Below are 13,809 nucleotides of genomic sequence, written 5' to 3'. Positions count from 1 at the left end.
CCTTCGCCACCGTCTTAGACTTCTTCGAGGCCTTCGTCGCTTTTGCCGGCGCGGCATCGCCGTCGTCGTCATCACCGGCGGCCTGCACATCCGCCACAGGATCCACCGGGCCGAGCTTGTACTGGTCCGCGGCCGACTTCGGCAGCAGCAGCGTGTTGGTGATCGTGCCCTTGGTCGTCCGGTAGGCCGGATTGAAGTCGCGCAGATCATTCATCGACAGGCCCGACTGCTTTGCAGCCTGTGCCAGCGATTGCGGGTTATCGACTTTCACCACCTGCAACGCATCGTCACGATCCTGCTTCGGGAGCTGGACGTTGAAACGCGCCGGGTCGCGGATGATGCACGCCATGGCCATGAGCTTGACCAGGTGTTCCTTCGTATTCGCCTTCATCGGCACATCCGGCAGACCATCGTCACCCGACGGCCCACCGTGTTTGTCGATCGTTTTCTTCAGGCCGAACTCACCGGCGTTGTAAGCGACATCCACCAGGCGCCAGTCACCGAGATCGTCGTAGTAGCGACGCATCATCGACATGACCGACTCGGTGGACTTGGTGATGTCCAGGCGTTCGTCGTAATTCTTGTCCACGCGCAGGCCAAGCGTGCGCGCCGTCTGCGGCATGATCTGCCACATGCCGGCCGGGCGATTCTTCACGCCGGGCACGTGGCGGTACTGGCTTTCCACCCACGGCAGCAGCGCGAATTCACCCGCCACGCTGTGCTTCATCGCGGATTTGTGCGCGTACACGATGAGCGGCAACACTTCGTTGACCTGCTGCTCGAAGCGGTTGGGCATCTTCGTATACGTGCGGGCCCACGCCATGACTTGTGGGTCCGCCTCGCAGCCAGGCATCGCGAAGCTGTCGCGCATCTCGCCCCAGAAATCCGCCGGCGGCGCAGGCCGGGCCAGCTTCGGCGACATGTTCACGTCCGGCATCGAATCCACCACGGGCGGTGCGGGCAGCGGCGCGACCGGAGCCACCGGGCGGGGTGTCGTGCCAGCGCAGGCGGTCAGCGCCAGCGGGATGAGGGTCGGCAACAGCCGGCGGACCAGTGCGTTCATGCGGCGAAGGTGTCCTTGGCCGAGCGGAGCGCAGCAAAGCGCTCCACCCGCGTGGCGTGTTCCTTGCCATGGGCCTCGGTCCAGCGGGCGATCGCCTCGCTGTCCACGCGCAGGAAGGGGTTGGTGGCGAGCTCGTCGGCGAGGCGGCTGGGCACGCTGGGCTTGCCCTCCTCGCGCAGGCGCGCCACCTCGTCCCGACGGTGGCGCAGGGGGCCGTTATCCGGATCGACGCTCAGCGCGAAACGGATAGTGGCCGCGGTGTATTCATGCGCACAGCAGACCAGGGTCTCCGGCGGCAGGTGGCTGAACTTGTCCATCGCGGCGAGCATCTGCTCGGCGGTGCCTTCGAAGAGGCGGCCGCAGCCGACGCTGAAAAGCGTGTCGCCGCAGAAGAGGAAGCCTTCGCCCGCGTAGGCGATGTGGGTCTTCGTATGGCCCGGGACCTTGAGCACCTGAAACGTGGCGCGCGGCAAATCCAGCTGGATGCTGTCGCCTTCGCCCACGATCTGGGTCTTGTAATGAATGCGCGTATCCAGTGGCGCATACACCTCGACATCGTGGTCGCGCACCAGGTCGAACACGCCACCGATGTGGTCGTTGTGGTGGTGGGTGAGCAGGATGGCACGCAGCGTCCAGCCACGCGCTTTCAGCGCGGCTTCGACGGGGGCGGCTTCACCGGGATCCACGACGAAAGCATTGCCCTCGTCATCGGCGACCAGCCAGATGTAGTTGTCGCTCAAGGCCGCGACGGGAACCCAGTGCATCGGGCGGACTCCGTGACGTCGATAGGGCGCGAACACCCGTGGTTTGGCCGCCTGCCCGCCAGGGTGGCGGGGCAGGGGCGGCCGGACTATATCAGCCGGGTATTTTGCACTCGTTAGCGACTCGTTAACCCGTGCGGTGGCTGTTCAACCTCACTACACTGACCACCTATGGCTGGCCCGGTCTCCGACATCTATGCGACGCCGCACGTCCGCAAACTGCTTGCGGACGAGAACCGCCTGCTCACGCCGCTTTTGAACCGGTGCACTGGCGAACACGGACTCCACCTGACCGCCGCGCTGGACGCCGAGACCCCTGCGATTCCGCTGCTGGGCCACTGGGCGACCGTACGCGTCACCGGCGCCCGCCTGGAGGGCGACGTGCTGGCCAGCGGCCTCGAGCCGCTACCGTTCGCGGATGAGGCTTTCGGGGTGGTGCTCCTTCGCCACGCCCTGGAGACCACGGCGCGCCAGGACACCCTGCTGGACGAAGCCATCCGCGTGCTCGAGCCGGGCGGCATGATCGCCATCGCCGGGATCCATCCGCTGGGCCTCTGGTCGCCCTGGGTGGCCAGGCAGAGCTGCGGCGTCCGGCCCCGACTGACCTGGCCGTGGTGGTGGAGCCAGCGCCTCGTCCGGGACGATTTCGAGCTATCCATGCCGCGGCGGCTCGGCAGTGCCTGGCCGCGCGCCGGTGGCACCGCTATTGGCGGGTCACTGATCGGCGGTGGCTATCTGCTCGTGGCGCGCAAAAAACGGCCGGCGGCTGTACCCTTGCGGCCCCGCGCCGCCGTGGTGCCCGCGCCCGTGCCCGGCACCTTCGCCTCCGGCGCACGGCGCCACGCCCGTGAACACATCAGCTGAAGAGTTCCATGACCGATCTTGTTGAAGCCTTTACCGACGGCGCCTGCCTGGGTAACCCCGGACCCGGCGGCTGGGCGGCCCTCCTGCGTGCGAAGGGCATTGAGAAAATGCTCTCCGGTGGCGAAGCCGACACGACGAACAACCGCATGGAGCTGATGGGCGCGATTTCCGCGCTCGAGGCACTGAACCGGCCGTGCAAGGTGCACCTCATGACCGATTCGAAATACGTCATGCAGGGGCTGCAGGAATGGGTGCCCAAGTGGCGCCGCAACGGCTGGATGACCGCCGACAAGAAGCCGGTGAAGAACCAGGACCTGTGGGTTCGACTCGATGCCGCGACCCAGCCGCACACGGTCACGTGGGAGTGGGTGAAGGGTCACAACGGTCACGAGGAAAACGAGCGGGTCGATGTGGCCGCGCGTGACCAGGCCATTCTGTTCAAGGAAAAGGGGAGGGTGGCATGAGGCAGATCGTCCTCGATACCGAAACCACCGGCCTCGAAGCGCATCTTGGCCATCGCCTGATCGAAATCGGCGCGGTGGAGCTGATCGGCCGCCGCCCGAGCGGCAACCATTTCCACACGTACCTCAACCCGGAGCGTGCGATCGACGAAGGCGCCCGCGCGGTCACCGGCATCGAGGACGCATTCCTGCTTGATAAGCCGTTCTTTCGCGACAAGGTCGAAGAGTTCCTCGCCTATATCAAGGGCGCGGAGCTGATCATCCAGAACGCGGCGTTCGACGTGGGCTTCATCAACGCCGAACTGGCCCGCCTCGGTCCGCAGTACGGCACCGTGACGGATCACGCCACCGTGCTCGATACGTTGGCCATGGCGCGGACGATGTATCCCGGCCAGCGCAACAGCCTCGATGCGTTGTGCAAGCGCCTCGGTATCGATAACACGCATCGCGACCTGCACGGCGGCCTGCTCGACGCCCAGCTGCTGGCGGACGTGTATATCGCAATGACCTCGGGCCAGGTCGGCCTGGATTTCGTCTTCGACGCCGGCGCCGCCAGCGCCGCGACGGACGTGCTCGGCGATATCGTGATCAGCCGCCGCCCCGTCGTGCTGCGCGCATCGGATGATGAGCTCGCACTGCATGCGAAGCGGCTTGATGCGCTGGACAAGGCCGTTGGCGGGCAGAGCATCTGGCGCTCGCTCGAGTCTGAAGAAACGGTCCACTGAGGTCCGCTGGGATCGCGGGCAAGCGCGCGCCCCGCCGCCCCACCCGGGGGGGCCCGCCCCGCCGGGGGTTTGGGGGCGCGGGTGGCCCCGCGATCAGCCCCCGGCGCGCACCAGGATCGCGGTGATATTGTCCCGCCCGGTGCCAGCAAGCGCTTCGAGCACAAGGTGATCCACGCATTCCTGCGCCGCGATGTCCGTACGCGCGACGATCTGCGCAATGCGCTCATCAGCGACTTCATCCGTCAGGCCGTCCGTACAGAGCAGCAGCCGCGCGCCCGAAGGAAGTTCTCCACGCGCCAGGCCGATGTGTAGCTGGTCGGGCGCCGTGATCCCCAGCGCCTGGGTGAGGACACTCCGCTGGGGATGGTTGCGTGCCTGGGTCTCGGTCAGCTCGCCGGCCTCAACGAGGGCCTCGACGATCGAATGGTCATGCGAAAGCCGCTGCATCTCCCCATCGGCCCAGCGATAGATGCGGCTATCGCCGACCCATGCTGCCTCGTAGGCCCGGCCGGATACGCGGATCGCGGCAATCGTGGTGCCCATCGGCCGCGCATCCTTCAGCCCACCCGAGCGGGCGATCAGCGCCTCGTTCACCCGCTGGATCGCGTCGACCAGGGATTGCCCGGCAGTCACCTGCGCCACGACGCCATCACGGGCCATGGCTGAGGCCACCTCGCCGTGCTGGTGGCCACCCATGCCATCGACCACGAGGAACAGGCCCAGGCTCGCATCGGCGTAGTAGGTGTCTTCGTTGCGCAGGCGGCGGAGGCCAGTATGCGTGCCGTGTCCGAACTCGATCATGGGGGCCTTGGACTGCTGGAGGAGGGCCGCCGGAAGCGGTCCCTATGCCCCGCGAGCATGCCCCATCAAAAGCCTGTTGTCACGGCGCTGAGGACCCATTATCATTGCCGACTCGGCAGGCCCCACAGCCCGCCGTCGACCCTGCGGAGAGGTGGCAGAGTGGTCGAATGTACCTGACTCGAAATCAGGCGTACGTGCAAGCGTACCGTGGGTTCGAATCCCACCCTCTCCGCCATTATCTGTATCGTTGAACGCCCAGAGATCGAGAGATCGCTGGGCGTTTTTCGTTTAGGGGGCCGGGTCGGTCGCCGCATGGAATGGCACGATGGGGATGGAAGCATGAAGTGGACTCTTGTCTTTTGCCTGTGGGTGGTCGCGAGCGCGGCTGGCGCCGTCATCACCCGGGCGGACGTCGATGACGCGAAGTATCGCGTTCCCGCGTCGTCGTTCCCCGCACTGGCGGACCTGCCCGGGGAGGGGCACGGTGTTCTCATCGCGCCGACGTGGGTCGTCACCGCCGCACATGCAGCGCCCATGCAGATGCAGGGCATGGATACTGACGTCTCGATTGGCGGCGTCGCGCGCAGGATCAAGCGCGTCATCATTTATCCGGGCTACCAGAAACTGCCCGGCGCCCTGGTCGATGAGGCGCTCAAATCGGGCGACCTTTCCAGGATTTCTGCGTTCCTCGCTTCTTCCAATGACATAGCACTGATCGAACTCGAATCGCCGGTGACCGACATAGCACCGGTGCCGCTTTATCGAGGAGACGCTGAGGTCGGTATGACGGCGGCGCTCATGGGAAAGGGAGCCACCGGCGATGGTGCCAGGGGCCAGGATCCTGGCAGCTCGCACCGCACCGTTCTGCACCGCGGCTTCAATGTGATCCTGGGGGCTGATGAGCGCTATGTCTGGTATCGGTTCGATGCAGCTCCTTCCGCACTACCACTCGAAGCGATCACCGGAAGTGGTGACAGCGGTGGTCCGTTGTTCGTCGGGGAAGGAAGTGCGAAGCAACTTATCGGACTGGCTTCCTGGAGCAGGTATCCAAAGGATCACCCATTCTGGAAGATGTGGACGCCGGACCGGCCGTTCGTCGAAGGTCTTTACGGCGTCATCGTGTATGCCGTGCGCGTCTCGCGTTACGTTCTATGGATAAACAGCGTGATGTCGGCATCCGCGAAGAAGCCCGGGCTTAGCGTGCGTTAGTGCTGAGGTGACCGCGTACCGCCCGCATGCACATAGGCGGGCACCTGGATGATCATCGGTGGTGTCGCCGATGACGCAGCGGGCGAGGTGCTGGATGCGCGCGATGCAGAATTGACGGTCAGGAATAGGCCCGAGAAGCCCAGGAACAGACTGATCACCGTCGCGATCATCCAGGCATTGGTCGTTGCGATGGCCTTGTGGAGATCCGCCCGCACTTCGCCGATATCCGCCTTGGTAGCGAGCGTCGGGAGGATGGCTTCGACCTGGGCGATACGTTCCAAGATGTTGGTGCGTACGTTCACTTCAGTGTGTGGCGCTTGGGCGGTTGGTCTTGCGTCTGATGATAGGCAACGCACCGCTGCATGCAAGTCAGCGTGTGTCGACGGTCGGCGTAGGCGCCCATCGGCCTTGCCGTGGATGACATGCTGTAAGCATTCCCTCTCAATGTCAGGTGCAGAAGGCCTACGTGAAATCGGGCGCCCCTCGCGGCACGAAATTTAGCGGCTTTGCCTAACCTTGGTCCCACATTCCGCGAGGCTGGAGGTGGGCAATGAAACGCGTGGCAAGTGTGTTTGTGTTCTGGATCGCCGCAGGAAGCGCGTGGGCCGCATCGCCGCGTCCGGAGATTACGTCGTTCCAGAGCAAGGAGCGGATCACACACCTGGCGCCTGGTGGAGCGACTGCGGCGCGTGAGATAGACCTCACCGTGCAGCTTTTTGATGAGGCTGGCCGCATGGTTCGGGTGCCCGGAGTCACGGTGAATTTATCGACCCGGGATGCCGGTCCCGGTAATGGCTTCAACACGATCGTCGGTCGCCTCACTGGTGTGACCGGTGCCGACGGGGCGTTTTCGGGACGTCTGACGTTCTCAGATTGTCGATCGCCCTACATCCAGGGGCCGATCAGTGTTCATCGAATTTCCAATCGTCCCGAGTATTGGGACGTGACGTATGTGAAGGCGGCAATCTTTGCTGGCGAAAAGAAGCTCGTCGAATTCGTGCACGTATGCAAAGAGATCTACAGAGGAAATCGGCCATGATCGGAGGCGTTGGAAGCTCGGTCCTGCCTTCTGTGATGTCGTCACCAGCAAACGTCTCACGACCGGCGAAGGGTGGTGAAACCGCAAGCGATCCGGTAAGTGCCGTCGAGTACACCTTGGATGATTCTTGGTATGCATCGACGGGAACGGACTATCACACGACCAATGCGTGGCATCTCGGGACAACGCTGGAAGCATTCGGGAAGCGGCTCGACCTGGTCACGTCACGAATGCGTACGATCCGGCCAGATATTGCCGACGCTCCGTACGACCTGAAGCTCGATCAGGGTCGGCTCGTGGTTGTCGGAGACGCGCTGGATGAGCGCTCTCGCATATGGCTCGAGGAATCTGTGAATGGTGATCGCGAACTGGTCCGACTGGCGAAGGATTTCAACGAGCTTGCGGTTGAGGTCCTCGATCCCAAGGGGAAAAACGCATTCAACACGAAAGGGCGCCATTACGACAAGCTCGACATGACCATCGATCGCTCAACGCGTTTTGTGTCCCTGCTTAAGCAGGTGGAGAGCACGAGCCCGGCCAGTTCCTGGGGATGGATGCCGTTCCAGCACGCAGCCGGTCTGGTTGAGGAGCAGGTCATGGCCGACACTTATGAGTATCAGGCGAAGGGCGGCACTATCGAGTTGTTGCGGCGTATGGACACGCCGTCGTTCTACGCCCGATTCTAGCCAGCGCCGCAGTCTCAACTGTCATATGTCGCCCCGTAACCCCCTCTAAGCCTTACGTCGCATCAGCGGGAGGCGTTGATCGCGCGCAAGCGCGCCCCTACAGCAGGCGTCAGGCTTCGAGCGGGTCGTCTTCGTGCAGTTCGTCCATCCACCCGCGTCGGCGGTGGAGAACCCATTCGACGTGTTCGGAGAAGAGCACGTCGATCGGCGCGCCCTGGTCCATGGCCGCGAGTTTTCCGGCCGTGACATTGCCAAGGTGCTCCGCCTGGTCGGCATAGCCCTCGATCCCCTCGCGCTCGAGCTGGGCGAGGACCTTGCGCAAGTTCTGATGGCGAGCGTGCTGGACCGGCATCGGAGGTGGATTCCCTGACTGTACAGAGCACATCGGCGGAGATGGCCCGGGCTTTAGCGTGCCCGCCAAGAGGGCGCCGGAAACGGACGTGAAGCACATTTTCGGCAATCGGCATGGTGCACTGCGGCGTCATCATGCGAGGCTCCCTGATCCCCACCCCACGACGAAAGCCCCCACGCCCCCATGCCCGCCCAGTCCTCCAAGGCTTACGACAGCCAGTCCGTCTATTCGCCCGGCACCCTCGCCATCTACGACACCCTGGTCCTCCGGATCTCCAATCCCCTGGTGTGGCGCTGCCCGACCTCGCGCATCCTCGATCTGTATAACCAGCACGTCTCGGCGTCGCATCTCGACGTCGGCGTAGGCACGGGCTGGTACATGGATCACTGCCGCTTTCCGCCAGAGCCGCGCCTGACCCTGATGGATCTCAACCCGAACTCACTCGCGGCCGCAGCGCGCCGCGTCGAACGCTATTCGCCTGATACGCACGTGGTGGATGTGCTCAGGCCGATCGAAGGACACGATGCGACGTACGGTTCGATCGGCGTGACGTATCTCCTGCACTGCCTGGCGGGCGACATCCGCCAGAAGGCCGTGGTCTTCGACCACCTCATCCCGCTGCTGGCGCCGGGTGGCACCTTGTTCGGCGCCACCATCCTCGCCCAGGGCGTGCCGCGCACGAGCGCGGCGGTGAAGCTCATGGAGTTCTATAACAAGAAGGGCATCTTCGGTAACGCACGCGATTCGCTGGATGACCTGCGCCTTGCGCTGGCCAGCCGGTTCAACGACGTGCGCGTCGATACCGTGGGTTGCGTCGCGTTGTTCAGTGCTAGAAGCCCTTCGCCCTGAGGCAAGCGCCTCAGGCGGTGCGCTGCCCTTCCATCCACCCCGGAAGGGCAGCGTTGACGCTATTGAGCAGGGCATCAAGATCGTGGGTCTTCTGCGACAGGACGCGCGCGCGTTCGACTTCTCGTTCCTGCTCTTCTGCCTCGTCGTGCCCGGCGGCGTTTACCGCTTCGACGATCAGGCGTGCGTATTCCGCCACAAGGTCTTCCGATGGTACGCGGAACCAGATCCGGCCTTCGACCCAGCGGATGTCGGGTGAGGTGTGCCTCGAAAACGTCTCGTCGCAGCGGCCGGCGAAATGCGCGAGCCAGCGCTCGCCGGGCGCGGTATCCAGTTCGGCCAGGATGCAGAAGCCAATGTCGTCCTGGTGGGCGGCGTGGAACCCGGCGATCCGGGGGATATGGCGGGTGATCGTGGTCATGGCGGCTCCTGGCGGACTGCACGTATAAGCCCGGCCGCGTCGATGGCTTGCGAAGCCTCGCCCGTCGGGTGGCCGGCAGGGTTTTCCACGCGCCTTGCACGCTCCCGGGGCTGTAATGCCCGTGAACGCGATGTGCGTATACGCAGGCGACCGGGTGAAACAAGACGTCAGGCAGGCACGCGATGCCAGGGTGATGCAGGAGGTACTGCACGGCCGGCGCCGCGGGCTGGCCGCGCTGGCGCCGTTCGCCGGCCCGGCGGTGGTCGTGTCGGTCGCCTACATCGATCCCGGTAACTTCGCGACCAACATCCAGGCCGGTGCGCGCTACGGATACGCCTTGCTGTGGGTGGTCGTCCTGGCCAATCTCGTCGCGATGCTGTTCCAGAGCCTCTCCGCCCGGATCGGCATCGTGACGGGCTCCAATCTCGCCCAGCTATGTCGACAGCACCTGCCACGGCCGCTGGTCTGGGTCATGTGGGTCGTCAGTGAACTGGCCGCCATGGCGACCGACCTGGCGGAATTCCTCGGTGGGGCGATCGGCCTTGCCCTCCTGTTCCACATGCCCCTGCTCGCGGGCATGGTCATCACTGGCATCGTCACGTACCTCCTGCTCCTGCTCGAAGGGCAGGGCGCGCGGCGGCTTGAACTCACCATCGGCGCGCTCGTTGGCGTGGTCGGCCTGTCTTACCTTGTCGAGTTGTTTATCGCGCCGGTCGATTGGGCGGCCGTCGGCCTGCACGTATTCAAGCCGGACCTGCCGGACGGCATGGCGGTGGCGCTGGCCGTGGGCATCATCGGCGCGACGGTGATGCCGCACGCGCTGTTCCTGCATTCCGGCCTGACCGAGCGAAGGGTGAGGGCAGGCAACGATGTGGAACGGCAGCGGATCATCCGCCTGTCCAACCTGGAGGTCGTGCTGGCGCTCGCGGTCGCCGGCCTGATCAATCTCGCCATGGTGGTCATGGCGGCCAGCGCCTTCCATGGTGGACACCCCGATGTCGCGAAAATCGAGACCGCTTACCAGACCCTCGTGCCCTTGCTCGGCGGTGCGGCAGCGACGATTTTTCTCGTTTCACTGATCGCTTCGGGATTTTCGAGCTCCGTGGTCGGAACCATGGCCGGGCAGATGATCATGCAGGGCTTCGTGGATTTCCGGATCCCGCTATGGCTGCGGCGGGCGGTCACCATGGTGCCCAGTTTCGCCGTGGTCGCCGCAGGCGTCGATGCGACGCGGGCACTGGTGCTGAGCCAGGTGGCGCTGAGCATCGCCCTCCCGTTCCCGATGATCGCACTGGTGTGGTTCTCGGCCCGCCGGCGGATCATGGGGGCATTCCGGGTAAGCGCGGCGACGACCGTGCTGGCCGTGATCTCGGCGCTGGTTGTGCTCGCGCTCAACGTCGTCCTCTTGCTGGATACGTTCGGGCTCGTGTCGCTGTAGCCCGGCCAAAACTGCTAACCTCCCGCGCCTGACCTGACGGAGAGCGCCCCATGAGCCTGATCGAAACCCCGGTGTCTTACGGCGAGCTTATCGACAAGATGACCATCCTTCAGATCAAGCTGCAGGAGATCAAGGACGAGGCCAAGCTGGCCAACGTCCGCAATGAGCTCGAACTGCTGGATGCGACCTGGAAGAACCACGCCGCCTCCCAGACCGACATCACCGATGAGACTGGCCGGCTGCTGGCGGTGAACAAGCGCCTGTGGGATATCGAAGACCGCATCCGCGTGAAGGAAAAGGCGCAGGAGTTCGATAACGATTTCATCCAGCTCGCCCGTTCCGTCTATTTCGAGAACGATGAGCGTGCCGCGGTGAAGCGCGAGATCAACCTGAAGCTCGGCTCCACCCTGGTGGAAGAGAAGTCGTACAAGGACTACGGCGCGAAGCCGAAGTCGTTCTGATCATCCCCGCAAGGGAATCCTGAGGAAATCGGCGCAGGCCTCGAAGCGATCGATCATCTCCGGCACCTCGACGAGATCCATGACACCGGGCTTCTCGATCTTGGTGCCCCAGGGGATCTCCGCGGCAGGCTTGCCGAAGAACTTCCGCGACGCCGCGTCGTACTTGTCCACGCACCAGCGTCGGTCGGAGTACGGCCCCGAGCGATGCGGGTTGCTCGCCGCATGCAGGCCGAGCACCTTGGTGCCGGCCGCGTTGGCCATATGCATGGGGCCGGAATCCGGCGTCAGGATCATGCTCGTCCGGCCAAGCAGCGCCATGAAACGCTTCAGCGTGTCCTTGCCGGTGAGGTCCATGGGCGGAACCTTTACCGCACCGAGGATCTGGTCGGCCAGTTCGCGTTCGGCGGGCGAGGGGCCGCCCACGAGGGCTACGCGCATGCCGCGGGCCATGGCATGGTCGATGACGGCGGCATAGCGATCGACGCGCCAGTTGCGCACCGTATGGCTCGACATGGGGCTGACCAGCAAGGTCGGCGCATCACCCGGCAGCTGTTCGGCCGCCCATGCGTGCGCCTCGTCCGGCACGGGGATATCCCAGCGAACCTCGGTCTGCTTCAGGCCGAGCGGCTCGATGAAGCTGGCCATGGCGTCGAGCACGTGCTCACCGGTGCGTGCGGGGATGCGCTCGTTGACGAAGAGCCCATGCAGGTCCTTGGACCGGGCCCGGTCGTAGCCGATGCGCCGGTCGGCCTTCACCGAAAGGCTCAACAGGTTGGACCGTAGAGCGACCTGCATATGCAGCAGCGCATCGAAGCGCCGGCCGGCCAGGGCCTCGCGCACCGCGCGCACGCCGTCGCGGCCCTTGCCCTTGTCGAACAGGACGAACTCCACGCCGGGCAGGTCGCCCACGAGCTTCTGCTCCAGCTTGCCCACGATCCAGGTGAGCCGGGTCTGCGGCGTCGCCGCCTGCAGGGTGCGGATGATCGGCACCACGTGCGTCACGTCCCCGATGGCGGATGTCCGCAGGATGCAGAGGCTGGAATCTCCCGACGGGAGGGGGCGGCTTGCTAGACTGGACACGATCGGGTTACCGGATAGGTGGCCGCCCGGCGGGCGGCCCTTCAGATGACAGACCAACGAGTAATGGAGGCCGCGGGCGGCACGATTCTGTTCGACGCGGCCCGCGCAGCTCAAGTCGATGATGACTGGTTCACGCCGGACGCCTGGGCCAGGCAGGGCGCGCTGCGCGCGCAGGCCGGCGGGCGTGGTGGCGTCGCCATTATAGATACGCCGGCGGGCGAGGCGGTGCTGCGCCATTATCGGCGTGGCGGCATGGTGGCCGCGTTGCTCGGCGACAGCTACCTCTTCACGGGTGCCGAACGCACCCGGAGCAGCCGGGAGTTCCGCCTGCTGGCGGAGCTGGCCCGCCGTGGCCTCCCGGTTCCGGCGCCCTTGGCCGCCAGGCACGTGCGGCATGGACTGGCGTACCGCGCCGATCTGATCACGCTGCGTATCCCCGAGGCGCGCACGCTGGCCGAACGCGTGGCCGATGGCGCTTTCAATGAAGCGCTGGCGCGCCGGGTCGGTGAGCTCGTGGCGCGTTTCCATCGGGAGGGCGCATGGCACGCGGACCTCAACGCCCACAACATCCTGGTGAACGGCGACGGCCTGTACCTGATCGATTTCGATCGCGGCCGCCTGCGCCGGCCATCGGCGCGTTGGCGCCGGGCCAACCTCGCCAGGTTGAAGCGCTCGCTGGTGAAGGTGGGTGCTCGCGAGGGTGGCGACATGTTCGATGAAGTGCTTTGGCCCGCCGTGGTCCAGGCTTACGAAGAGGGATTCCGCGCGTGACCTACGACCTTCGATTCCTCGGGGCCGGCGCGGCCCACGCGGTGGAGCTCGGTTCTTCCGCCGTGGTGCTGGAGCGGGACGGGAGCCCGTTGCTGCTGGTCGATTGCGGGCCGGACACGCTGGACCGCTATATGGAAACCTACGGCGCGCCGCCCGCCGCGCTGTACATCACCCACACCCACATGGACCACGTCGCGGGCATGGAGCGGCTGTTCTTCCGCCTGTGGTTCGATGAAGCACTGCGCGGCCGAACGAAGGTGTACCTCCACGCCGCGCTGCTGCCGTGGCTGCAGGGCAGGGTGGCCGATTATCCGGGTGCCCTGGCCGAGGGCGGTGTGAACTACTGGGAGGCCTTCCACCTGGTCCCGTGCACCCGTGGTTTCTGGCACGAGGGCCTCTGGTTCGACGTTTTCCCCACCCGCCACCACGTGCAGGGCACATCGTTCGGGCTGGCGCTGCGCGGCAGCTTCGTCTTTACCGGCGATACCCGGCCAGTCCCCGAGGCACTCGCGCTCCACGGTGCCTCCGGCGAGTTGATCGCCCATGACTGCGGCGTGGTTGGCAACCCCTCGCATACAGGCGTCGATGACCTCGAACGTGAATATGCGAGCGAGCTCCGCGCACGCATGGCGCTGTACCACTACGGCAGTGTCGCCGACGGCGAGACGCTGGTGGCGCGGGGCTATCGCGTGGCCCGCCCAGGCGAGCGCCTGCCCCTCCCCGAGCCCGCTCCGGTGCGCCCCACCGCGGGGTAGGCGCTTGTGCGGGGCGGCGCATGCCGTTATCCTTCCGCTTCTTTGCCGGACAGGACGCCGGGGAAGAGGATGTACC

18 protein-coding genes and 1 tRNA gene are annotated in these 13,809 nt (G+C 65.2%); 12 read left to right on the top strand and 7 right to left on the bottom strand.

Going from position 1 to position 13,809, the window contains the following annotated elements; translation table 11 throughout:
* Together ACTHLF_RS17165 and gloB are read right to left on the bottom strand one after the other, a co-directional pair.
* On the bottom strand, window positions 1–1,063 hold a 1,063-nt coding region (locus ACTHLF_RS17165; protein WP_440328860.1), incomplete at its 3' end, for a lytic transglycosylase domain-containing protein.
* On the bottom strand, window positions 1,060–1,827 hold the full coding sequence (gene gloB / locus ACTHLF_RS17160; protein WP_440328858.1) for a hydroxyacylglutathione hydrolase: 768 nt from the start codon (window positions 1,825–1,827) through the stop codon (window positions 1,060–1,062). The genes gloB and ACTHLF_RS17165, both read right to left, overlap by 4 nt.
* Window positions 1,828–1,995: 168 nt before the next feature.
* Between gloB and ACTHLF_RS17155 the strand changes: the two genes are divergently transcribed.
* The 3 genes from ACTHLF_RS17155 to dnaQ are packed head-to-tail and all read left to right on the top strand — an operon-like array spanning window position 1,996 to window position 3,874.
* The gene (locus ACTHLF_RS17155; protein WP_440328856.1) at window positions 1,996–2,688 is read left to right on the top strand and encodes a methyltransferase domain-containing protein; all 693 of its coding nucleotides are present in this window, start codon (window positions 1,996–1,998) and stop codon (window positions 2,686–2,688) included.
* Window positions 2,689–2,696: 8 nt separating this feature from the next.
* The gene (gene rnhA / locus ACTHLF_RS17150) at window positions 2,697–3,152 is read left to right on the top strand and encodes a ribonuclease HI (RefSeq protein WP_440328854.1); all 456 of its coding nucleotides are present in this window, start codon (window positions 2,697–2,699) and stop codon (window positions 3,150–3,152) included.
* On the top strand, window positions 3,149–3,874 hold the full coding sequence (dnaQ, locus tag ACTHLF_RS17145; RefSeq protein WP_440328853.1) for a DNA polymerase III subunit epsilon: 726 nt from the start codon (window positions 3,149–3,151) through the stop codon (window positions 3,872–3,874). Before rnhA ends, dnaQ begins: the two co-directional genes overlap by 4 nt.
* A gap of 93 nt (window positions 3,875–3,967) precedes the next feature.
* On the opposite strand, the gene ACTHLF_RS17140 is transcribed toward dnaQ, so the two are convergent.
* Entirely contained in the window at window positions 3,968–4,675 is a 708-nt protein-coding gene (locus tag ACTHLF_RS17140; RefSeq protein ID WP_440328851.1) for a PP2C family protein-serine/threonine phosphatase, read from the bottom strand.
* A gap of 145 nt (window positions 4,676–4,820) precedes the next feature.
* Between ACTHLF_RS17140 and ACTHLF_RS17135 the strand changes: the two genes are divergently transcribed.
* A tRNA-Ser gene (locus ACTHLF_RS17135) sits at window positions 4,821–4,910 on the top strand.
* A 104-nt stretch (window positions 4,911–5,014) separates the two neighbouring features.
* Complete coding sequence (locus ACTHLF_RS17130; protein WP_440328849.1) at window positions 5,015–5,884, top strand: S1 family peptidase; 870 nt, start codon at window positions 5,015–5,017, stop codon at window positions 5,882–5,884.
* Here ACTHLF_RS17130 and ACTHLF_RS17125 read toward each other — a convergent pair.
* Window positions 5,881–6,165, bottom strand: coding sequence for a hypothetical protein (locus ACTHLF_RS17125; RefSeq protein ID WP_440328847.1), 285 nt, complete (start codon window positions 6,163–6,165; stop codon window positions 5,881–5,883). The two genes, ACTHLF_RS17130 and ACTHLF_RS17125, sit on opposite strands and share 4 nt — an antisense overlap.
* 269 nt (window positions 6,166–6,434) lie before the next feature.
* Here ACTHLF_RS17125 and ACTHLF_RS17120 point away from each other — a divergent pair, with 269 nt between their 5' ends.
* Together ACTHLF_RS17120 and ACTHLF_RS17115 are read left to right on the top strand one after the other, a co-directional pair.
* Window positions 6,435–6,923 (top strand): hypothetical protein, encoded by a 489-nt coding sequence (locus ACTHLF_RS17120; RefSeq protein WP_440328845.1) that lies wholly within the window; start codon window positions 6,435–6,437, stop codon window positions 6,921–6,923.
* Window positions 6,920–7,609: a hypothetical protein gene (locus ACTHLF_RS17115; RefSeq protein ID WP_440328843.1), complete on the top strand. Its 690-nt coding sequence runs from the start codon at window positions 6,920–6,922 to the stop codon at window positions 7,607–7,609. Before ACTHLF_RS17120 ends, ACTHLF_RS17115 begins: the two co-directional genes overlap by 4 nt.
* Window positions 7,610–7,718: 109 nt before the next feature.
* Here the strand turns inward: ACTHLF_RS17115 and ACTHLF_RS17110 are convergent, their stop codons facing one another.
* Entirely contained in the window at window positions 7,719–7,961 is a 243-nt protein-coding gene (locus ACTHLF_RS17110; protein ID WP_440328841.1) for a hypothetical protein, read from the bottom strand.
* Between the two features lie 183 nt (window positions 7,962–8,144).
* Here ACTHLF_RS17110 and ACTHLF_RS17105 point away from each other — a divergent pair, with 183 nt between their 5' ends.
* Entirely contained in the window at window positions 8,145–8,810 is a 666-nt protein-coding gene (locus tag ACTHLF_RS17105; protein ID WP_440328839.1) for a class I SAM-dependent methyltransferase, read from the top strand.
* A gap of 10 nt (window positions 8,811–8,820) precedes the next feature.
* Here ACTHLF_RS17105 and ACTHLF_RS17100 read toward each other — a convergent pair whose 3' ends face one another.
* Window positions 8,821–9,228 (bottom strand): hypothetical protein, encoded by a 408-nt coding sequence (locus ACTHLF_RS17100; protein ID WP_440328837.1) that lies wholly within the window; start codon window positions 9,226–9,228, stop codon window positions 8,821–8,823.
* Between the two features lie 154 nt (window positions 9,229–9,382).
* On the opposite strand from ACTHLF_RS17100, the gene ACTHLF_RS17095 reads away from it, so the two are divergent.
* The gene (locus ACTHLF_RS17095; protein WP_440328835.1) at window positions 9,383–10,666 is read left to right on the top strand and encodes an Nramp family divalent metal transporter; all 1,284 of its coding nucleotides are present in this window, start codon (window positions 9,383–9,385) and stop codon (window positions 10,664–10,666) included.
* A gap of 50 nt (window positions 10,667–10,716) precedes the next feature.
* The gene (locus ACTHLF_RS17090; RefSeq protein WP_440328833.1) at window positions 10,717–11,127 is read left to right on the top strand and encodes a DUF6165 family protein; all 411 of its coding nucleotides are present in this window, start codon (window positions 10,717–10,719) and stop codon (window positions 11,125–11,127) included.
* On the opposite strand, the gene ACTHLF_RS17085 is transcribed toward ACTHLF_RS17090, so the two are convergent.
* Window positions 11,128–12,120 (bottom strand): glycosyltransferase family 9 protein, encoded by a 993-nt coding sequence (locus ACTHLF_RS17085; protein WP_440328831.1) that lies wholly within the window; start codon window positions 12,118–12,120, stop codon window positions 11,128–11,130.
* Between the two features lie 132 nt (window positions 12,121–12,252).
* Between ACTHLF_RS17085 and ACTHLF_RS17080 the strand changes: the two genes are divergently transcribed.
* Window positions 12,253–12,978, top strand: coding sequence for a 3-deoxy-D-manno-octulosonic acid kinase (locus ACTHLF_RS17080; protein ID WP_440328830.1), 726 nt, complete (start codon window positions 12,253–12,255; stop codon window positions 12,976–12,978).
* Entirely contained in the window at window positions 12,975–13,733 is a 759-nt protein-coding gene (locus ACTHLF_RS17075) for an MBL fold metallo-hydrolase (protein WP_440328828.1), read from the top strand. The genes ACTHLF_RS17080 and ACTHLF_RS17075 overlap by 4 nt, the downstream gene beginning before the upstream one ends.
* The last annotated feature ends 76 nt before the right edge of the window (window positions 13,734–13,809 follow it).

The sequence above is a fragment of the Luteibacter sp. genome (assembly GCF_051958795.1).
Taxonomy (GTDB): Bacteria; Pseudomonadota; Gammaproteobacteria; order Xanthomonadales; family Rhodanobacteraceae; genus Luteibacter.
Note: the sequence above shows the minus strand (reverse complement) of the source record. Positions and strands in the feature narration are given on the sequence as shown.